Origin of the sequence: Acinetobacter sp. YH01003 (assembly GCF_013420525.1) — a bacterium.
Classification (GTDB): domain Bacteria; phylum Pseudomonadota; class Gammaproteobacteria; order Pseudomonadales; family Moraxellaceae; genus Acinetobacter; species Acinetobacter towneri.
Window position 1 is genome coordinate 1 of record NZ_VOXY01000011.1, and the last position, 21,995, is coordinate 21,995.

The following is a 21,995-nucleotide window of genomic DNA, read 5'->3' on the forward strand; positions in this document are numbered from 1 at the left end:
TGGATAACACCACGACCTGATGTTGCTGAACAATATCTTGTATTTGAAAGAGAGGAACGCCCATTTTGATGCCCAGCGCTTTGGCTTCATTACTTCTTGCCACAGCACAGCCATCGTTATTGCTGAGCACAATCACAGGTTTATTGTTTAGACTGGGATTAAATACCCGCTCACAACTGACATAGCAGTTGTTAATATCAATCAGGGCATAAATCCGCTCGTAGCTGTTCATCTGAACTTCTTGATCACACTGGTGACCACACCCCAAATCAGCATGGTTTGATTATCTTTCAAATGGATATCAGCAAAATCAGGATTGGCTGCCTGCAACCAACATCGATCACCCTCAATCATCAAGCGTTTGATCGTAAAATCATTGTCAATCAAAGCCAGAACAATATCCCCATGCTTGGCTTCAATACTGCGGTCAACAATCAGCTTGTCATTCAGATCAATCCCTGCATCACGCATGGATAAGGATTCCACTTCAACGATAAAGGTTGCCTGTTGGTTTTGAATAAGGAACTCGTTTAGATCAAGGGTCTTATCGATATAGTCCTGAGCAGGGGAAGGGAAGCCTGCAGCCACTTTTTGCAAGGCAACAGGAATTTCATAATTCGTTTTTGCCTCTAGCAATGTGATGGAAGAAATATCGTTAAACTTTGGAGTGTCATTTTTCTTCAGGTATTGCTTGATTTCCAATACACGAGACTCTGGCACCCGAATGACCTTGGTCGGTTCATTATAGGCAAAAGGGCGGCCTGACCCTTTACGTGTACCACCATGCTTATTTTGCGTCATTTTTATTATCAATCTTGATTATGTAACATAATTAGGATTATAGAAAACTCAAAATATAAAAACAATATGAGTCGTTCTCTAAATTTATTCAGCGATGGGATCACTCAGCTGTTCAGGGAGAGAGGTGGTAGTTCAGTTGGTGGTTTTTGTATTGTGATCTACAGGGTTGTTTTGTACTATCGATTAAACTCATTCCGTTGATTCATTTATGTCAGAGATCCAACTAACTATTACTGGTACTGCAATACCAATCGCGGTGATCCGTTGTATTCCATGGATTAAGAAGTCAAGATCAGCATTCACCAATTAACCAAGACAATCCAAAAAAAAGTCGTAACAGGTGAGTGCTATTATGTTTGGGGCGAAAATATGGTGTGGCTTCTTATTACTAGACTTATGTGTAAAAATGGCTAATAAATCTATTGATTTAAATATTATAAATATCTTTTTTATCAAGATTAGTTGCTGCTTTGTAGCAGAAAAAACAACTCCTCTTTGATTGTAAAGAAGATAGATAATTTGGATTAACTTAGGGGGCAGCGTGTCACAGCAAGAAAATTACGATTGGATAAAAGCTTTTAAAGAACTTAAAGAGTTAGTAAAAGGTTATCGTAATAACCAAAAAGGACTCATTAAACTTCTTGAAACGGCTGGCATTGATGTTCCATCTGATGAGTACCCAGAAAAAAATAAGGTTCCATTGGAGCACATGGATCCATTTTCTTTTTTATCTTTAATTAATAAACATCCAAATGCTTATAGACGGTCAGAATTTGTCAATAAAATTTTAGGTAAAGAGATCCTTAATACAGAGCTTGAGCACTTTGCTGGTGTACCGACGTCACAGGGCACAGCTGCGCTATTTTTCCCTTATAGATACCATCGAAAAGATGGAGACATAGAAAAACTATGGGATTTGTTTGAATGTATGGATGACCCATCCAAAATTACAGCGCAAATGTTCCAAGAGGTTTTGTCTATCCACTCTGTTGGTTTTTCAAAGCTGACACAGGGTTTATTTTGGTATGCACCAGAGCTTTATCTACCTATTGATGGACAGACCACACCTTATTTAATCGATATTAACTTTCCACAAGCCTATAAAATTAAGAATGCGAATAGCTACAGTGTTGCATGGCAAGAATATCAGCGCTGTCTCAGTCAGATTAGACAAGCATACACACAGCCTTTTGCTAAAATTTCCTTTGAGGCGTGGTTGCAAAATGGGAAAAAATATTCTGCGGCACAAGCCATTCAATATTTGGAAAAAAGGTATGGAGCACCAATCGGCTCAACGCATATTCAAGTTTTTAAAAATAGACTAAACCGTGAAATTGCTGTAGACCCTAGCCTAAAAAGTGTCAAAATTTTTATTGAATTAATGCCAACAGTCGATTTTTTCCCCAATATCGATCGGGTGTATGGTATTTCGGATAAGCGTAATCAACATTTAGATACGTATAGTGAACATCTTGGTACTGTAAACTCAGCGGTACTGTTGAAAAATTTAACTGAAGAGACGCTTAAGCTTTTGTGTGACTGGTACGAGCGACCTGAATCTGGTGGTTTAAAAGAACGAGTCGATCAATTCTTATCGCAATGGGCTGTGTCTAGCATTTCAAAATTAAAATTTAAAAATTATTACCAGTTAAACCAATATGACAGTTTCGCAAGATGGATTGATCTCTTTGATATCAGTATGGGGGCGACCTATGGAAATAACTTCCATGTATGGCAACCTCAAGATGAGAAAAAAGAACATCGCGAGCATATTGTTTATCAATATGAAAATAAATATGCATGGCAGAAATCATTTGGTCAAACCTTTGATGAGGCTTTTGAAACGGTTAAACAACGTGTACAAGCCGTAGTAGAATTTGTGAGAAATGGTCAATTTATTGAGATTGAAAAAATCGAGTTAAATGACGCATTAAAGTGGAAAATTGCATTTGTCTATCAAGATTTTGCAAAACCTAAGGTGTATCCATTCTTTAGTAAAGAAGACCTTAAACGTTTAGGTTATAAGAGCATTGTGAATTCATCTTCGTTTAGCTATATGGCAGCTTATGAACAGTTGGACGTAGATAGACAAGGAAAAGACTACTTTGAATATGTAAAGCAACTCAACCAAAGAATTTTAGAAGCTAGAATGCATGAAATGGGTAAGAAAATAGCAAAAAAAAATAATATAGATGAAGGTCAGCAAGATATGAACAAAATAAGTCATGCGTTAAATCGTATTCTCTTTGGTGCAGCGGGTACAGGCAAAACTTACAACACGGTTAACCATGCTTTAGCAATATTGCAAGGTACAGATATTGAGACCATCAGAGAAAAAGAAAGAACGGATGGACGACAGCAGCTCAAGAAGGACTTTGAAAAATTTCGAGCTGATGGCCGTATTGAATTTGTGACCTTCCATCAAAGTTTCAGCTATGAAGATTTTGTGGAAGGCATTCGAGCTGAAACCGATAATGGCAGCATCAGTTATAGCGTCCAACCGGGGCTATTTAAAATTATTTGTGACCGAGCAAGAGAAAATAAGAAGGTCATGAAAGATTTAGGAGTGCGATCTGAAGCGAATGTATGGAAGCTTTCAATAGGGGATCTATCCACCCGTCAATATTGTTTTGCTCATAATGAGATTCGAGTCGGTTGGGGAGAGACAGGCGATTTATCTCTTAAAGAAACCAAATATAGTCAGGGATACACACAGTTTAGTTCAACAGATCACCATACCTTAGAACAGTTTATCAGTGGTGTAGAGATTGGAGATGTTGTTGTCTGTTTAAAGAGTACCAGTGAAATTTGTGCTGTTGGGGTAGTCACAGGGGATTATTTTTTTGATACACAGCTTCCAAGTGAGGTGAGAGAAGATTATCTACACTGCCGTAATGTGAATTGGATTTTAAAAGATTTGGAATTCAATATTCGGGCATTGAATGGAGGTGTTGGGCTGACTTTAAAAACGATGTATCGCTTGTGGCGTTTTACATGGAATGATTTATTGCAAGCATTAAATCAGGAGGGATATCTCTTAAGTCAAGATAATGAAAATCCTGAGCCTTTTGTACTGATTATTGATGAAATTAACCGCGGTAATATCTCTCGTATCTTTGGCGAGCTTATTACCCTGATTGAGGATTCAAAACGTGCAGGAAATGAAGAGTCTCTTTCGGTTAAATTGCCGTATTCTAAAAAAGAATTTAGTGTGCCGAAAAATCTATATATCATCGGTACCATGAACTCTTCTGACAGATCTTTAACAGGGCTAGATATTGCTTTGCGCCGACGTTTTACCTTTATTGAAATGCCACCGAAGCCTAAGCTTTTAAAGAATGTAATTATAGAAGGAGTGAATATTGGTAAGTTACTAGAAGTTATTAATCAGCGTATTGAGGTGCTATTAGATCGTGATCATTGCATTGGTCATGCCAATTTTATGAGTTTAAAAGAAAATCCAACGCTAGAGCATTTAGCTGGTATTTTTAAACAAAAAATCATCCCACAGCTACAAGAATATTTCTTTGATGATTGGGCAAAGATTAATTTAGTATTCTTTAATAATGGAATGATTGTGGAAGATAAAGAAATCAATATTTCAGGGTTATTTCCCGCTAATATAGAACAAGATATGCATTATTCTGAACAAAAGAAAATTTGGAAAATAGAAAGTGAGGCATTCAAAACTATTGATGCTTTTACTAAAATTTTAGGATCAAAAAGCTAAAAAGTTATGCCTGATTTTACCGTTCGAGAATATGCTTATATCAGCATTGTCTATGAAGGCTGTCCTAAATCGTGTTTGGAGCATGCTTATATCCCTGAAAAAGCATTTGAATATTTATGTGGGCTATCGGCCTCTTTTTCTAAACATGGAGCTAAAGTATTTGAACTAGCTGGGCGTAGAAAACTCAAACTTGATCAATTTGTAGGTGTTATCGAAACACCTTGTGGTACACGCATTGAGATTTTGCCAAAGCATATAGTAGTGGATGAAGATCAACAGGTAGAAGACGTCGTTCAAAAAGAAAGACGTCTTCTACAGGCAATGCTCCGTACAGCATTGGATCTCAATTATCGAGAAGCGGGTGAGGCATCTTTAAATAAGTTTGTTCAGCCTTTGCATGAGTGGATTATCAGGCAATTTTTGAAATGTTTTGAAAGTCTAGTCCAGTGGGGTTTACGGTTTGACTATAACAGTGTGCAAGAAGACCAAAAGTTCTTACGTGGACAATTGCAACATGCTCGTTATATGCGACAACCTCCATCACAACGTCATATCTTTCCAATTGAGCATGATGTCTATGAAGTCAATCGACCCGAAAATCGACTAATACGTACAGCCTTAGAAGTGGTCTGTAAAAAGACCAAAGATGCAGCGAATTGGAAGTTGGCTCAAGAGCTACGCTTAATGACGAGTGAGATTCCCAAAAGTAAAAACATTCAACATGATTTTAGACAGTGGCAGTCAGGGCGATTGTTGGCGTTATATGAGCAGATCAAGCCATGGACAGAGCTGATACTCGGTGAATATATGCCAGTCTCTACTCAAGGAGTAGCACAAGGAATGAGTCTATTGTTCCCAATGGAGAGACTTTTTGAAGTGTATGTCGGACGTAAAATGCAAAGATTACTGCCTGAATGGAATGTCTCTTTACAAAAGCAAGATCGCTATATGTGTGAGCAAGATGGGCGGTCTATGTTTAAGTTAAAACCTGATATTTTCATGCAACATAAATTCGGACAGAGTCTGAAGGTTGTAGATACCAAATGGAAGTTGCTCGACCAGTTAGATCGCACAGCAAAATTTGGAATAAAGGATAGTGATATGCAACAGATGTTTGCTTATAGCGCTTATTATTTAGGCCTAGAGCATGAAGTCGTTATGATTTATCCGGCACGCAAAGGTATGTTTGACCAAGCTTTGCCTGTGATGAAGTTCAAGCACGGTAATTCAAAATTGAGAGTGATTCCGTTTGATTTGGATGGAAGTCTTGAAGGAAAGCATTTTTCATTTATTAAAGCCTTAATTTATTGATATCTTAGATATTAGACCTCTTGCGAAAGTATTATTTTTGACTTTGATATTTATTTAAAAATCAACGTTTATCACTGATTAAATTTTGACTAACGCAAGAGGTATATTCATAAGTGAATTTTTATAATTAACTTAAAGTTGCAATTAGAGATAGGGTAGTTATTTGAAATAGCATACTTTTTCTAGACAGTAAGTTTTTAGGAGGTTCTAGTTTGAAACTACTTCGGCTTCTGATGGTTAATATTGGAAAGCTAAAAATTATCAGTTTAAATACTAGTACATGGTCTCTTATAGAGGCAGATCAAAACTTAAGTTTAGATTCGACTTCTGATAGCTGTACATTGATTCGTAATTTGCTTTGTAGAGCCATCTTCAAATAACAAGGTATTTTCGGGAAAACGTAAAGCACAAAGTTGGTTTGAAAAGGCGCGTTGCTTATGACGATCTAAATATCGTTTTCCAACGGAGTAGTCCACACAAAAAACATTTTGATTTAAACCAAACCATTCCAATGGTTCTATATATTTAAAAAGCCCATGCTTTTGATCTGGAGAATTAAAGTTGCGCCAATAATGCCCAATAACGACAGGAATATTATCCTGATAGTGATCCCACCAAGCTAAACGATCGACCATCCGCCATTTCCCACCTGCAAAAAAAGGTTCTTTTGCTAAAACTTCAGCCCCAGAAGTCAGGACTTTAAAAGGATTCATCATTTGCTCAAGTAAATCTTGCTGTCCTAGGTTTTTTAATAAAGGCAGTGTGGCTAATGGATTTTTTAGCTGAGAGCTATATTGCTGTTTTTCATGTTGTGCCCGTTGGGCAACATCTGAATTTTGAAGATATCTTTCCGTTTGCTGGACAAAATAATCATAAATTTCTTTGAGTGAGCGCATTTGGGATTGCTTGAGTGTGTCGATAGACTGTTGATCCCAACAAGCATGTACAATTCTTAATTGATCTGATTCCAGTACCAAAGGCAGGCTATTTAAAAACTCGATAATCCATACTCGATCTGTATCAGATGCAGGCAGAGATTGAAAAGGTTTCTCATCATCTTCGTGTGGCGATCCAAAAAACCATCCATTGCCTTCACGTTTGGAATTGATTAATAAATTTAACTCGTGATTTCCCAAAACACATTGCGCATTGCCATGTTCGATTAATGTTTTAACCAATTGAATGACAGCAACACTTTGTGGGCCACGGTCACATAAATCACCAACAAAAATGAGTTTACGATGTTCAGGATGGTTACCTTGTTGATCATAACCAAGCTTGGTTAGTAAACTTCGTAATGCTTTGATTTCTCCGTGAATATCACCAATAATATCTAAATTGGCATTAAAAAGTGTTTGAGAGATTTGATACGACATTTTATTCCTTAATTTATTTATTCAGTCATTTTCAAAAAAAATAGGAGAATAAACCAGCTGAGCAACACATTCTCGATATTCAGTCTCATCATATACAACCTGACCAAATTTGGAAAAAACATCAGTGTCAGGATGGTTTAAAGTGAGTAGAATTATTTTAGGTATACGTGAGCTGAGCAGGCTTAAGTCGATTTCTTTGATATCAGGATAATATAAGCCATAGCCTAACCAATATTTTACAGCAATATTTAGAACTATATTATTTTCCGCAGGATATTCTGCTATCAATGCCGTGTCTGATGGCTCTAAAATTTTGATTTTAGCCTCATAATCATCATTACTATCAACATGAAATTGTCTGATTTGAGATTTATTATTTGAAACTGCAAATGCATTAAATATTAGCATTTTATACTTCTCACGTTTGAGTTAGTACCTAATTTGGTTATTTATGGCAATTAGCCTGTTCTAGAGTTTTATGATCTCAGGTCGTAATTGAACATCTTGTTAATAGGGAATTAAAATTAAACAGATCAAAGACAAGCTAAGTTTTACAATTGACTTTAACATAATTATATCAAAAAAACTGCCATAATAGGATCTTTGCGACAAAATGTGTCGCTTTGTTGAATTGATGACACTAGGTGCACAAAGCAATTCTGAACAACTTACTTTCCAAAATAACTTACCAATATAAATATTTATTCTACTTAAATCAGTGTGTAATTTGGTTTTTGCTGGTCTGAAAGACGTGGTTAAATCAATACTTTAAATTGGTTGGGCTCAGGCTGATTCGGTTGTGTGGTGCGTGAGTAAGATTTTTTAATAAACTAAGAATATAGAGTTTTCCATGAATTTTTATCAGATTAATTTACGTTAAACCAGCATAAAATATATTAGGAGTTTTAGGTGTAGGTAGAATAATTATTTTAGCTGAGTCGAGAAATTATCGTATGTTAGGTTTACTTTTGAGCATAGAATTATTTTTTAAATAACTAATCTTTTTAATATAACTTCAAAAATTTTGTTGACTAGTAATGTGTAGATTTTGCATTTATAAATGATATTTTTTGAATATAGAAAAATTGTGACATCAGCTGTCAACCTTAAGCGAAATAATAGCTTTGGACATTACAAACTAAAAATACTTTATAGAGGTTATAAAATTGAAGGGAAAAATTTTAGACTTTTCCATTCAAACCAATAGTGGTTTGATCGCGGGTGAAGATGAAAAACGTTATACATTTTTTGGTAGTGAATGGAAAGAAAATACTCCTCCGCAGCGAGGAGTGTACGTGGACTTTGATCTAAATCAAGTTGGGCAAGCCATTGGAGTATATAAAGCATTAGCTCAACAAGCTGTACCAGTGAGTTTTAATGTTGAAGATACAGAGGAAAGCCAATATCAGTTTTTGGATTGGTTTATTAAATGCATAAAAAATTATGTGAATTTTAGTGGTCGAGCAAGACGAAAGGAATATTGGTTTTTTCGCTTAACCATCTTTTTATTAACTTTAGCGATCGTGTTCGTTGAAAGTGCTCTTGGAACAGATGGAATATTCTTAGGATTATTTTTGTTAGCAACCTTTTTACCTGATCTTGCTGTCACTGTGCGTCGTCTACATGATGTTGGTCGTTCTGGTTGGTGGTTGTCGATTGTATTCGTACCTATTATTGGTGCAATTTTAATACTCATTTGGTTTGTCACTGAAGGGCAAAAAAATGAAAATCTATATGGAAGCTCTCCAAAATAAATGCATCGAACTATACATTTTTTATTTAATGAAAGCCGTATTATAAGTATTTAGAAAAATAAGTGCGAGAGATACGGCCTACATTTTAGAGATTATTGATGGGGTAGAAATTTTATAGGGTGGGTAGTCTAGCAAGTAGTTTTTGTATTGTGATAAACAGTGTTGTTTTGTACTATCGATTAAACTCATTCTATTTATTCATTTATGTCAGAGACCCAACTAAGCCTTAGTGAATACCTTGCCAGTGTACAGGAAGTCGTTCAGCTCACTTTCAGTGAAGCAGTGTGGGTTAAAGCTGAGATTCGTAATTTAAGTATTAAAGGTGGTCATTACTATCTTGAATTGGCTGAGAAAGATGAAGAAACCCATAAGGTGATTGCTAGCTGTAAAGGCACCATTTGGAAATTCACGGCACAAAAAATTGTTTTAAAGTTCGAACGAGAAAGTGGTATTGAGCTGGCTAAAGATCTAAATGTTCTGATTAAGGTTAAAGCGAGATTTGATCCTCAGTACGGTTTTTCTGTTAATGTCGAAGACATTGATTCCAGTTTTACTTTAGGTGATATTGCCAAACGCTATCAGCAAATCATTCAGCGACTGACTCAAGAAGGTTTACTCACTAATAATAAACAGCTGCCAACACCTTTTGATGTTCAAAATGTTTTGGTCATCGCACCAGAAAACGCAGCAGGTTTGGGTGATTTTAGAAAAGATGCTGATGCCTTGGAACAAGCTGGTGTCTGTTATTTTGTTTATCATACAGCGACTTTTCAGGGCAATACGGCGCCGATTAGCATCATACAAGCATTGAGTACTGCATTAAAACAATGGGCTGCCGACTATTCAATCGCTCCAGATTTGATTGCGATTATACGTGGTGGGGGAGCAGTGAATGATTTGGCCTACCTGAATGACTATGATCTAGCGGCACTGCTATGTAAAAGAACTGTGCCGATTTGGGTGGGTATTGGTCATGAAAAAGACCGTACCATTTTGGATGAAATCGCTCACCGATCTTTTGATACGCCAAGTAAGGTGATTGCAGGAATCCGCAACCTGATTGTGGAACGAGTCAATGAAGCTAGTACGGCTTTACAAACGATTAAACTGTTATCACAGCATCAATTGACCGCTTATCAGAGTCAGAATGATCAGTGTCTTAAAACCATCAAAACCATGGCACAAAACCAAATCAATGAGGCTCAACGTAGTGTTGATCACCTAAAAAGTGACACCCAATATCTTGCACAACTGCAAATTAAACAGGCTTCGCAGCGTACAGAATCACTGATACGAGAAACCCTGCTACAGAATCCACGCAATGTCATGGCTAAAGGCTATGCCATTATTCGTAGCCGAGGGAAAGCGATCCGTTCAATTCAAAAGATAATTGACCCGCAACTTCAGATTGAACTACAAGATGGCATCATTCATGCCACCGTGACAGAGGTAATAGCACATGAATAATGAAGAATTAAGTTTTAAGCAAGGTTATGAGATTCTGAAAAAAAATGCAGAAAAACTCGAATCACAGGAAGAGCCAGATATTGATAATCTAATGGCAATTGTTGAAGAATCAATGAGTGCCTATAAAGCTTGCAAGTCTCGTATTGATGCTGTTCAACAGGCATTGAATGATACTTTTAAAGAGTAAATGGATATATGTAGCAGGGGGCTTAAATATTTTTAAGCCTCAAAATCAAATTTACGATGTTCAGTGTTTGAATGCATGGTGCGCAAGTTGATCATAAATTTGAAGCCACTTTTGAATACTGTAATTTTTTCAATCTTTGTGTAATAAGGCTAGTTTAAGTAGGAAAGCCGAGTATAAGTTGGCGTTTCGACTTGTTGAAAGTTGAGATTGAAATATCTAGAGAGCAAAAAATTTAGTTAAAAATTATTTAATAGAGCGACGTTTTATGACGTTTTGAGCTTTTATGCTTATTGAAAATTTAAAAATATCTTTTAAATTTAAACCATATTTTTCAAAAGTTCGAAAATTATCAGTATCATAGATTAAACTTAAAGTACCATATTTAGCAATTCAGTCCAACATAAGCAAATGAGTTGACTATCTTAGCCATCCCAAGAGAATTTATGTGCGTTTGTTTAGGTGATTTTCTGACATGTTAAGTGATCGATAGTTTTCGGATTTATAGAGTTAAGTTATTTAGGGGATCTGAACCGTACCGGGTTTGTCGGAGAGTCAATATTCTGAGAGACTATTCCGATGAAAAAACCAAACTATACCCCCGAAATCAGAGAAAGAGCGGTTCAATTACTAATTGAATCTGAAAAAGATTATCCTTCTACTTGGGCAGCAATCACAGCTATTGCTCCTAAAATCGGTTGTACTCCTGAAACATTGCGTGTTTGGTATTTAAAGCATATGGATCAACTAAATCCTGCCAAAGTACAACAGATATCTGACCAAGAAAAAATGAAGCAAATGGAACGTGAAATTAAAGAATTAAAGCGTGCCAATGAAATTCTACGCAAAGCAGCCGCTTTTTTCGCCCAGGCGGAGCTCGACCGCCCACACAAATAATGGTGGATTTCATCCATAACAATAAAGACTTATATGGAGTTGATGCGATTTGTAGGATTTTACCGATCGCAGCTTCAACCTATTACCGAACTTTAGATCTCGCTGACAATCCAGAACATCGAGCGAAACGAGATCTACATGATGAGCATCATGCTGAACAAATTAAACGAATTTGGAAAGAAAGTTCAGGTCGATATGGTGTGCGTAAGGTCTGGCAACAATTAAAACGTGAAGGTTATGTTATCGCACGTTGTACAGTTGCTCGATTGATGCAGAAGCTAGCTATACAAGGTGTTTGGCGTGGTAAGAATAAACAAACCACCCGTAGCCGAGATGATCAAAAAAGAGCAGATGATTTAGTGAAACGTAATTTTAATGCTGATCATCCTGACCCTTGCTAAGCAGTGCTCAGGTGAGTGACTTTACGTATATTCAAACTCATTCAGGCTGGGTCTATACCGCCTTTATTATTGATGTGTTCTCACGAGTAATTGTTGGATGGAAAGTATCGACACGGATGAATACAGATATGGTGCTCGATGCATTAGAGCAAGCATTGCACGATCGAGGCATGCCAAAGAATGTGATTCATCATTCCGATAGAGGTGTTCAATATCTTTCTATTCGCTATACCAATCGTTTAGAAGCTGCAAATTTACGAGCATCAGTCGGTACGACTGGTGATTCATACGATAATGCTTTGGCTGAAATAGTGAATGACTTATACAAAAAAGAGGTGATTGAATATTTAAAAGCAGATTGGCAAGGTTTAGCAGATGTACAACTTGCGACACTAAACTGGGTAGATTGGTTCAATAAAAAGCGTGTACACAGTGCACTGGGTTATGTATCGCCTTTTGAGTTTGAAGCAATCTACTATGATAAGATTAACCTATTAAGTCAGGTGGCCTAACTTAAATAAAAAAGTCTCCGACAAACCCGGTACGGTTCATTATTTTTCAAGTCTATTTCTTATCCGCGATTCGGGTTAGAATAAAGATTGAATTTTAATATCTATGTTTAATTAAGAATTTTTTATATGTTAGATTTTTTGCATTATATTGCTATTTTTGTCATTGCTTGTTTAATGGTTAATTTCTTACTGCAAGATAGGAAATCTAAAAAAGCTAATCCCCAATTCCCAAGTTTGTTAATTACAATAGGGATAGGTTTCACATTTTTAGGGGTGGCTTTAGGGCTTCGTAAATTTAATATAGATGATCCAACAGCAAGCTTATCAACATTAGTTGATGGAATTAAGACAGCCTTTTGGGGGTCTTTAGCAGGAGTTTTTGCATCAATAATAATGAAGTTTCATTCATTAATTGCTTTAAAAGAGCAAGAGAGTGAAAAAGAAATAGAAAATCAGATAGATAGTTTTTATAAAGAACATAAGGAACTGGTTGATAATTCAGGATATTTGGAATCTATTAATACAAGCATTAATGAAAATAACTCTAAATTAATTTCAGCAATTCAGGAGTTCGGAGTTAATTTAGATACTAGTAATAAAAGTAGTCGTCAAGATATATTAAATACGGTCGTAAATAGTTTGAATGGAATAGAACAAATTCAAAGAAGTACTCAAAGTCTAATTGCAGGTGAAATTTCTGAATTAAGAATTGAATTTTCCCAGTTTGCACAGAGGCAGGCTGAACAAAATACAGAAATATTTATTCAAGCTTTAGAGAAGGCAATAGATCGTTTCAATGAGAATTTAGCAAACAGTCTAGGGGAGAATTTTAAACAATTAAACCAATCTGTTAATCGTTTGGTGGAATGGCAAAAAAATTATTCTCAGCATGTGGAGGATCAAACTAATAAATATACTGAAATGGTGCTTCAAGTTGAAAAAATAAAAACTGATTTTTCTCAATTACTTAAACACACTGATACATTTGCAAAAGTACTAACCCAACTTGAGATAACCTTGCAATCAATTGATGATAGAAATTCGGAATTTAATACTCGAATTGAAGGTTTTTATGGTGCGCTAGATTCAAAAGTAGTTGATATTGAAAATACCAGAAAAATTTTAGAAGCTAGCTTTAGTAAAGTTGAAGAGCAAATGAATTTCACAAAGCAAACTTCTCAAAACATTTTCAAAGATATCAATAATTTTATTGAGAATAGTCACAAAAATAGTCTCGAACTTCAAAGACAAACAGATAAAGAAATTCAAAATTTAACTAAACAAATGCAAAGTAGTTTTGAGCAGACCCAAAAATTGTTGAATGAAAGCTTGGGTACTATAGAAAGTAAGTTACAGAGTACATTAAATCAATCATTAATGACTTTAGGTCAGCAGTTAGGTTCTTTATCATCTAAATTCGCGAGTGATTATGAACCAATTACTGTCAACTTGAAAAATATTTTAGATACATTTGATAAAGGGGTAAAATAATGCTTCCTTTTTTCAGACAGAAATCGAATAGTGCTGACCATTGGATTAGTTTAAGTGATATAATGACTGCTTTGATGATGGTTTTTTTATTAATTAGTATTATTTACATGATACGTGTGAAAGAATCTGTTGATATACCAAGAATTTTTAAATCAGATGAGCAACAATTGTATTCTCAGTTACAAAATAAATTAACCACCAAACTAACTAAATGGGGAGCTACTTTAAGCCCAGATTTGACAGTTAGATTTAGTAATGAAGATATCCTTTTCAAAGTGGGTTCAGATGAGCTACAACCTGAATTCAAACAAGCCTTAAATGAGTATTTCCCTGTTTATCTAAGATCCTTAATGCAAGATAAATTTATTGATAATATTAAAGAAATTAGGATAGAAGGTCATACTTCGAGTTTCTGGGCAAAGGGCGCAAGCAGTGAAATAGCGTATATAAACAATATGCAACTGTCACAACAAAGAGCACAAAATACTTTAATCTACTTATTAACAAGTTCAAATCTTACGACAAATGAGAAAGAGTGGTTGAAAATAAAGTTTAGGGCTATTGGTTATTCATCTGCATTAACTTTAGGGAAAAATGGCAAGCCTTCTTCTATAAATAATCCAGAAGACTTTGGAACATCTCAACGTGTTGAGTTTAGAGTCGTAACAAATGCTGAGGATAAAATTAGAGCAGTAGCATACGGTAATTGATATGCAGTTATATGATTTCCTTCAAGATGAAAATTTAAATTCTATCCGTGAAGAAATGAAAGCCCCTCTTATTGATGCTTCTGAATTACCTTATAGACCAGGTTTAACTTATGCTGATGTATTTGAAATCTTTGATGAACCAGAAAGCAACTTTGAAGAAATTGAAGTTAAACAAAATGGTCTTCTATATTATAAAGGTGTTTTAATTTCTTTAAATATTAAAGATGTTAATCAAACAACAGGAGAGGAAAATTTACCCAAATTACATATTTCTTTTTGCAAAGCTTTACACAATATGAAAGCTGCAGGTAGATTTAAGCGTTATATCACTTCTTGTAAAACTACTTCTTTTAGGAAAATTAGATTTGTTTCAGAAAGTTATGTGAATAGTTTGAAGATAGTTGATTGTAAGCTTGATGTCTGCAAATACTGTTTAGAAAAGATCCAATGGAAACAATATACAAAAACAATGTCTCATGAAGAGAAACAATTTATAGTGGAAAATTTCGATTTGAAGGAATTTTATCAAACATTTGAACCTCAATTTTATACCGACTTTAAGGGGATTCTTTATAAAGAGGAAGATAGGAGTCCAGTTAATATTTATCAAAAAGATTGGGGTTATATTTCTTATCGTTATCGAAAGTCAAAAAATTGGCATTGCGAACTATGTAAAAAGTCTTTTGAAAAAAACAAAGCTTATCTGCATGTACACCATATAAATGGAATTAAATCTGATAATAACTTAGCTAATCTTAGAGCTCTGTGCTATGTATGTCATTCAAAACAACCACACCATGAGCATATGCAGATTAGCTAGGTATATCATATTTTTTAATTAAAATGTAAGAAATAGTATTTCTAAGGGATAGTATTTATGATTTATTTTTTGGGTTTTATTGGGGTGTTAATTATATTGTTAATGCTATATATGACTATTAAAACTCGAGGGCGGTATCCTGTTTACAAACTAATGTTGATACTTTGGCGAGTAATGCGGTTAAAATATTTCTTAAGTCCTCAAATTAATAAAATTAAGAAGGAACATGGTAAACTTTATATCACTCCAGAAACTATTTGTTTTATGGATGTTTTATGTCAATTGCGGTTTCGTGGGTTGGATTTTTTAGATCAACGCGATATAGCAGTTTTATATTTAGTTATTCTAGATATCCCTAAGGATAAAACTGATAAGTTTTTTCAAATTTTTTTAGATTGGAGGGAGAATAATGGAATTGAGAATCATGATTATATTTTTGATAAATACTTAAAGATTCTAGGTGAAGAGTATCATGTACATCGTAAATTTTCCCATTCTTTTTATGATTTTAATTTGAGTATGAAGAGAAATGATAAATTTACGAGTTTTTTAAATTATCTCATTGTTGAAATGTGATGAAATTAATTCATCTTTCCAAACTATGTTGTTAAATGAGTTAATTGTTTAAAACTTTAAATAAGACAGGTTGTAGATCTTTAAATGTGCGAATCATAGACATCATTTCAATATAATGGGTGTCTATGAACAGAGAGATTCAACAAAGACTCGTATGGGTTAAATTATTTGAAGAGACCAATGATGCTGGCCTGGTTTGTCGGAGATGTGGCATTTCTAGACTCACGTTAAGCCAGTGGTGGAAGCGATAGTCTATGCAAGGTTTGCAAACAGAATTAATGAGGATGCACTGAGTCTCGTTGTCCTTAGCGACTATTCTCCTGCAATTAAGTCTTAATCAATCGTGAGAATCTCTCGACATTGATTGATTCTCATCCTTAATTTTATGTCCCATCACAAGGGCGCAAGTTCGAAATCAAACTAACTCTGATACATTAATTCAATGCTGCCTCATGATGAAATTGCTATTTCTGGTCTCTTCGCGCATGATGACAGGCTTTGTGCAAAGTCTAATAAAACTCTGTGGCTAGACACTCCCTAATATCAATGATATTCGTATTCCACTCTCTGCAGATGATAAAAGCATATTGATATTTCAATTCGTGATAAAAAAGCAGTGATAGACTTCATCTATTCAAAGTTTTAAAATTTTTAGTGAAGTAGCAAGATTATACCGATTCTGTGTTATTTTAACTCATTTAGGTGTTGAAATAGTTGATTCAAGATATTGTTTTCTTTAGCTTTTATATTTATTGTACTTAGGTGGCTTATTAATCTTTAGAAAGATATTTTAGATTATGAATAAACGACTTATTTCCCCTGCAAAGGAAGCGTGGAATAAATTACGACAGCCTTTAGAAGCTGGTGAAAAAAAATTTATTGAATATTTAGATGCTCATCTTCCTCACGGGTGGGAGATATACATTCAACCTCATTTGAATGGCTTATGTCCTGATATTGTCATTTTGCATCCAAAAATTGGTATTGGTTTATTTGAAGTAAAAAACTGGGACTTCAAAAAGATGGAATATGGAGTGGAAGAATTTAATAATGGGAAGAAGCATCTATATGCGATAAACTCACTAGGAGAAAAAATCTCATATGTGAAAAAAAATCCTGTTGATCAATTACTATTGTATCGAAAAGAGATTTTAGATCTTTATTGTCCTATTTTAAGTCGTTTAGGATATGGTGTAGTCGTTTCTTGCGGATTGGTTTTACCATCGGCTTCCGAAGAGGATATTAAACAATTATTCCTACCGATATTTGAGAGTCGGAATCGTAAAACATTTAAACTAAATGAAAAAGATAAACATAACAGTTATGTTATTTTTGGAAGAGATAATTTTAATAAGGGAATTGTAGAAAATTTTCCTTCTGGTATATCGCGTTATACTTCTAAATACATGAATAATATCATTGCTGAACAATTAAGAGTATGGCTTCGAGAGCCAGAATCAAGTAAAGAGCAGCGTGAGTTATTAAATTACAATCCACAACAACTTAAATTTATTAAAGAAAGAACAGACTCTGGTTTTAGACGCTTAAAAGGGCCAGCTGGATCCGGAAAATCAGTTGTTGTCGCTGGGCGAGCAGCAACTCTATTGAGCGAAAATAAATCTGTCCTGATTGTGACTTTTAATATTACGCTATTAAATTATTTACAAGATTTAGCTGTTCGTGAGTATCCTCACATTCGTAGAGATGCTACGTGGATTAATTTTCATTATCTTTGTAGACGTTTATGTTATGCAGCTGGGTTAGATCGCGAATATGCTGATGTTTATATACAAGCTAAGCAAATGGCACAAGAAAGACTTAAGCAAGATCCCAACGCAAAAGTTTCGGATTTTCCTGATTCTGCTGAGCTTTGTGATGTTGTAAGAGACGCAATAAAAATCAGTGAGCCTGAAAAATACGATGCGATCTTAGTCGATGAAGGCCAGGATTTTAATCCTGAATGGTGGGAGATATTAAAAAGCCTCTTAGCTGAAGGTGGTGAAATGTTACTCTGTGCTGATACTACACAAGATATTTATGCATCAGCCGATCTTTGGACTGATGATGTCATGAAGAATGCCGGTTTTCGAGGTGCTTGGGCAGAGCTTAAACAAACCTATCGATTGCCTGATAATTTAATTCCACTAGCAAATAAGTATGCTGAACTATTTTTACCACTAGAAAAAGTTATTAAATCTGAATCTAAAAATGAGCCTCAAGGGTCATTAGATTTTGGAATTATTGAAGAAGCTAAACTGATTTGGAAAAATATCGCTGAAATTAATGAGGCGACCTTTTTAGCTGAGTTTAAAGAGTTTAGAAGTCAGGTTGTTCATTTAGCACTGAGTAATTCAGACATTACTATACTCGTCCAGTCACATGAAATCGGTATGTTAGTTTGCCAGGCTTTAGATCATTTGAAATTGAAATATATAGACATTTTTTCTAAAGACCCAATTGAGTCACGGCAAAAGAAAATGTTTTTCTTTAAGGGTGATCTACGTATTAAAGTATGTACTATACATAGTTTTAAAGGTTGGGAAGCTAAGGCACTTTTAGTGGTCTGGGATAAAGTGCATCAAACTAAAGATCATGCTTTGTTTTATACCGCAATCACGCGCTTGAAAACGGGAAAAGGTAGTATTTTATACGTTGCAAATGCAGAACCAAGTTTGGTTGAGTACGGAAAAGAATGGAGTTAATAAACTAAGTTTATTTTGGTTGATTTTCTTAATTTGTACTAGCTCAACAGTTCCCTTGTTCTCAACTAGAACCAAAAACACAGGAAATACCTAATGAGTCAAAACAAGCAGCATCCAACACAAGAGCAACTAACTCAGTTCGTGGACAGTCAGTTGAATCTAAGGAAGGAGAGAACGACTCCACTAAGCGAGATGGAGAAAGAACTAATAGAAAAGATAAAGACAGCAAAAACATTAGAGGAAGTGATGGATCTAATCAAGCAAGCTCCAGAAATATAAAAAGTATTACTCCTGTACCTTATGAGGGGAGTGTCTCTATAGATAAAGAAGGTAAAACTATTACTTGGTTTCATGGAACCAAAGACGATTTTACTGAATTTGATCTTAACCATCCTAATAGTAAAGATCACGGGTGGTTAGGTACAGGTGTTTACCTTACCGATTCTGAAGGTGTTGCAACGGAATACAGTAACCGTAAAAAAGGGGAAGGAAAACCTCGTGTATTAAAATTAAATGTAGATGAATCCAAGTTACTTAAATTAACTATGGAAGATCGTAATTTAATAGCTAAGTGAACCGTACCGGGTTTGTCGGAGACCACTTTTCTTGAGATGAGAAGCATTGCTTCGCAAGACGTAGCGAAGCGTAGTGTCCCGATGAAAAAAGTAAAATACACCCCTGAAATCAGAGATAGAGCGGTTCAATTATTGATTGAATCTGAAAAAGATTATCCATCGAATTGGGCTGCGATCACAGCTATTGCTCCTAAAATCGGTTGTACTCCTGAAACACTACGTGTTTGGTATCAAAAATATTTAGATAAACAAAATCCAGTTAAAGTACAGCAGTTTTCAGACCAAGAACGTATCAAACAACTCGAACGGGAAAATAAAGAACTGCAACGCGCCAATGAGATTCTACGTAAAGCAGTCGCTTTTTTCGCCCAGGCGGAGCTCGACCGCCCACACAAATAATGGTGGATTTTATCCATGTAGCGTGTCGTGAAATATAAACATCTATATGCATATATTCAAAGAAAGCCTGCAACTTGCAGGCTTTCTTATGTCTTGGATTTTAAAAAATTAATACTTAGTTGCGAACCACATTTAAGAAATATAAATGCCGTTCATATTGTTCCAAAATATCTTGAAGTAAGTCTTCTTGGGTCCATTCCATCACATTGTAGTTTTTACCGCCTTCCCGTAAAAACACTTCAGCAATATAAGACTGCTGAGTATCTTCATTTTGATCTTGAAGCATAAAACTTGGAGCGAGAGTTTTACTTACAGCTACTTGGTAAATAAAATTAATTTCATCATGATGATTGACTTTGAATAGTAAGCCTTGATCACTTTCGACAATTGATACATCTTGTTGGCGACGTTGAAATTCACGCTTTAAATTCTCAAATGCTTGACGTACATCCTGTTCAATATAGGCTTTGACTTCGGATTCGCTGTGAGGCGAATGCATAATTAAACTTAAACGCTGTTGCCAGCTTCTCGGATTATGTATAGCACGTGGTGTGATTCGAGCACTTTGTAAAGCTTGCATCTTAGTTACATCTAAACGTAAGGCTTTAATGAGTCCGATGCACAGTAGCAGCATAATAAAAGTGAACGGTAGGGCACTCATAATAACTGCAGACTGCAAAGCTTCTAAGCCACCTGCAATCAATAAAATAATAGAGAGCACAGCAATGGTTGCTGTCCAAAACAGTCGTTGCCACGCAGGAGAATGTTCAGTTTTTGCTGTTAAATAATCGGTGATTAAAGACCCAGAATCTGCAGAAGTCACAAAAAATAGAAACACTAAAACCGTTGCAAGTAAGCTAGAAGCACCAGAAAATGGCAAGTGCTTTAAAAACTCAAATAAGGCAACAGAAGAGTCTTTTTCTACAGCAGCAACTAAACTTGTCTGATTTTCAAAAAGAATACTAAATAGCGCGGCATTGCCCATAAAACCCATCCATACCAAAGTGAAACCTGTGGGAATGAGTAATACTCCTACAATAAATTCACGGATGGTACGTCCACGGGAGACACGAGCGATAAACATACCAACGAATGGCGACCATGAAATCCACCAAGCCCAATACATGATGGTCCAACCACCAATCCAGCCTGTAGGCTGATAGGCATACAGATTAAAGGTCATTGCAAATAAATTGGAAACGTATTGACCAATGTTCTGAATGGTGGTTTGTAAAACATAAATACTTGAACTGGCGAAAAATACAAATGCGAGTAGTATTACGGCCAAAATGATATTTAGTTCAGAAAGTCGTTTAATGCCTTTATCGAGACCAAGAAAAACTGAAAATGATGCGAGCGCACTGACTAAAATAATTAAGATAACTTGGGTTTGAATACTATTTTCAAAATCAAATAAATAGTTTAGCCCAGAGCTAATTTGAGTTACACCAAAACCTAAAGTGGTTGCGATACCGAAGATTGTGCCTATGGTTGCAAAAGTATCAATTCCATCGCCAATCGGGCCATAAATTCGCTTGCCAATAATTGGATATAAGCCTGAACGCACCTTTAAAGGTAAGTTATGTCTGAAAGAAAAATAAGCAAGACTTAACCCCACTAAAGCGTAAATAGCCCAGGCATGCAATCCCCAGTGGAAAAAAGTAATACGCATGGATTGCTGAGCAGATTGGATGGTTTCAGGTGTTCCTGTCGGTGGGCTGACATAGTGCATAACAGGTTCGGCGACACCAAAGAACATTAAGCCAATACCCATTCCTGCGGTAAATAACATGGCAAACCAAGAACTATTTTTATAATCAGGTTCGCTATGATCTGGACCTAATTTAATACGACCCATTTTAGACAAGGCGATACAGGTGAGTGCGATCAGAAAAATGGCGACAGCAAGTACATAAAACCAGCTAAAAGAAGCTGTGATCCATTGGTTTAACTGGTTTGTGAGCAAGTTGAAAGCATCTGGTGTAAATATCACTAATGCTAAAAAAACAGAAATAATAATCACGGTGCTAAAAAATACATTTGGATTGACGTTATCAAACCAAGATGCTTTTTTGGAAGGCATAATTCCCCCGTATTTTTTCGTAGTTTAGTGCAATAAGATAAAAAATTTCACATTGAGTGAAAAGATAGGAAATCATTCCTTTGATGAGTGTTCTTGGTACAGGGTTATCGGCAGAATAACTGGTTTTCGATTGTACCATTGAGTTTGCCTTTTAGTAAAATTTAACATTCTGGGGGTAAAAATGCCTTTCAGTATTTTATAACGGT

At 35.4% G+C, this 21,995-nt stretch carries 16 protein-coding genes, 5 pseudogenes and 1 other annotated feature; of the genes and pseudogenes, 16 read left to right on the forward strand and 5 right to left on the reverse strand.

Going from position 1 to position 21,995, the window contains the following annotated elements; genetic code table 11:
- Window positions 1-232, reverse strand: a pseudogene (locus tag FTT70_RS09755) (DNA polymerase V subunit UmuC); the annotation flags it as partial.
- Entirely contained in the window at window positions 229-801 is a 573-nt protein-coding gene (locus FTT70_RS09760; protein ID WP_180168574.1) for a LexA family transcriptional regulator, read from the reverse strand. The pseudogene FTT70_RS09755 and the gene FTT70_RS09760, both read right to left, overlap by 4 nt.
- A gap of 541 nt (window positions 802-1,342) precedes the next feature.
- On the opposite strand from FTT70_RS09760, the gene FTT70_RS13640 reads away from it, so the two are divergent.
- Together FTT70_RS13640 and FTT70_RS09770 are read left to right on the forward strand one after the other, a co-directional pair.
- Window positions 1,343-4,531 carry an AAA family ATPase gene (locus tag FTT70_RS13640; RefSeq protein WP_180168575.1) on the forward strand — a complete coding sequence of 1,063 codons (3,189 nt, stop codon included), beginning with the start codon at window positions 1,343-1,345 and terminating at the stop codon, window positions 4,529-4,531.
- Window positions 4,532-4,537: 6 nt separating this feature from the next.
- Window positions 4,538-5,842: an McrC family protein gene (locus FTT70_RS09770; protein ID WP_180168576.1), complete on the forward strand. Its 1,305-nt coding sequence runs from the start codon at window positions 4,538-4,540 to the stop codon at window positions 5,840-5,842.
- Between the two features lie 314 nt (window positions 5,843-6,156).
- Here the strand turns inward: FTT70_RS09770 and FTT70_RS09775 are convergent, their stop codons facing one another.
- Together FTT70_RS09775 and FTT70_RS09780 are read right to left on the reverse strand one after the other, a co-directional pair.
- Window positions 6,157-7,218 (reverse strand): metallophosphoesterase, encoded by a 1,062-nt coding sequence (locus tag FTT70_RS09775; RefSeq protein WP_180168577.1) that lies wholly within the window; start codon window positions 7,216-7,218, stop codon window positions 6,157-6,159.
- Between the two features lie 21 nt (window positions 7,219-7,239).
- Window positions 7,240-7,626: a hypothetical protein gene (locus FTT70_RS09780; RefSeq protein WP_179996233.1), complete on the reverse strand. Its 387-nt coding sequence runs from the start codon at window positions 7,624-7,626 to the stop codon at window positions 7,240-7,242.
- 758 nt (window positions 7,627-8,384) lie between these two features.
- Between FTT70_RS09780 and FTT70_RS09785 the strand changes: the two genes are divergently transcribed.
- The 14 genes and pseudogenes from FTT70_RS09785 to FTT70_RS09845 form a co-directional block, all read left to right on the forward strand.
- On the forward strand, window positions 8,385-8,972 hold the full coding sequence (locus FTT70_RS09785) for a DUF805 domain-containing protein (protein WP_180168578.1): 588 nt from the start codon (window positions 8,385-8,387) through the stop codon (window positions 8,970-8,972).
- Between the two features lie 204 nt (window positions 8,973-9,176).
- The gene (gene xseA / locus FTT70_RS09790; RefSeq protein WP_180168579.1) at window positions 9,177-10,439 is read left to right on the forward strand and encodes an exodeoxyribonuclease VII large subunit; all 1,263 of its coding nucleotides are present in this window, start codon (window positions 9,177-9,179) and stop codon (window positions 10,437-10,439) included.
- Window positions 10,432-10,626 carry an exodeoxyribonuclease VII small subunit gene (xseB, locus tag FTT70_RS09795; RefSeq protein WP_168418088.1) on the forward strand — a complete coding sequence of 65 codons (195 nt, stop codon included), beginning with the start codon at window positions 10,432-10,434 and terminating at the stop codon, window positions 10,624-10,626. The genes xseA and xseB overlap by 8 nt, the downstream gene beginning before the upstream one ends.
- Window positions 10,627-11,202: 576 nt before the next feature.
- Window positions 11,203-12,433 (forward strand): annotated as a pseudogene (locus FTT70_RS09800) (IS3 family transposase).
- Window positions 11,478-11,597 (forward strand) — a sequence feature (AL1L pseudoknot). It overlaps the preceding pseudogene by 120 nt.
- 126 nt (window positions 12,434-12,559) lie before the next feature.
- On the forward strand, window positions 12,560-13,924 hold the full coding sequence (locus FTT70_RS09805) for a hypothetical protein (protein ID WP_180168580.1): 1,365 nt from the start codon (window positions 12,560-12,562) through the stop codon (window positions 13,922-13,924).
- Window positions 13,924-14,634, forward strand: a complete 711-nt coding sequence (locus FTT70_RS09810; protein ID WP_180168581.1) for an OmpA family protein — start codon at window positions 13,924-13,926, stop codon at window positions 14,632-14,634. The genes FTT70_RS09805 and FTT70_RS09810 overlap by 1 nt, the downstream gene beginning before the upstream one ends.
- A 1-nt stretch (window position 14,635) precedes the next feature.
- A complete protein-coding gene (locus FTT70_RS09815; protein WP_180168582.1) occupies window positions 14,636-15,454 on the forward strand; it encodes an HNH endonuclease in 819 nt (272 codons plus the stop codon).
- Window positions 15,455-15,511: 57 nt separating this feature from the next.
- Window positions 15,512-16,030: a hypothetical protein gene (locus tag FTT70_RS09820; RefSeq protein ID WP_180168583.1), complete on the forward strand. Its 519-nt coding sequence runs from the start codon at window positions 15,512-15,514 to the stop codon at window positions 16,028-16,030.
- 125 nt (window positions 16,031-16,155) lie between these two features.
- Window positions 16,156-16,278: pseudogene (locus FTT70_RS09825) on the forward strand (IS481 family transposase); the annotation flags it as partial.
- A gap of 156 nt (window positions 16,279-16,434) precedes the next feature.
- Window positions 16,435-16,557, forward strand: a pseudogene (locus FTT70_RS09830) (transposase); the annotation flags it as partial.
- Between the two features lie 270 nt (window positions 16,558-16,827).
- Complete coding sequence (locus FTT70_RS09835; protein WP_180168584.1) at window positions 16,828-18,732, forward strand: nuclease-related domain-containing DEAD/DEAH box helicase; 1,905 nt, start codon at window positions 16,828-16,830, stop codon at window positions 18,730-18,732.
- Window positions 18,733-18,825: 93 nt separating this feature from the next.
- Entirely contained in the window at window positions 18,826-19,011 is a 186-nt protein-coding gene (locus FTT70_RS13590; RefSeq protein ID WP_218952780.1) for a hypothetical protein, read from the forward strand.
- Between the two features lie 38 nt (window positions 19,012-19,049).
- Window positions 19,050-19,307 (forward strand): hypothetical protein, encoded by a 258-nt coding sequence (locus FTT70_RS13780; RefSeq protein ID WP_373685750.1) that lies wholly within the window; start codon window positions 19,050-19,052, stop codon window positions 19,305-19,307.
- Window positions 19,308-19,388: 81 nt separating this feature from the next.
- Window positions 19,389-19,723: pseudogene (locus FTT70_RS09845) on the forward strand (transposase); the annotation flags it as partial.
- Between the two features lie 98 nt (window positions 19,724-19,821).
- Here the strand turns inward: FTT70_RS09845 and FTT70_RS09850 are convergent.
- On the reverse strand, window positions 19,822-21,789 hold the full coding sequence (locus FTT70_RS09850; protein ID WP_180168585.1) for a choline BCCT transporter BetT: 1,968 nt from the start codon (window positions 21,787-21,789) through the stop codon (window positions 19,822-19,824).
- Between the last annotated feature and the right edge of the window lie 206 nt (window positions 21,790-21,995).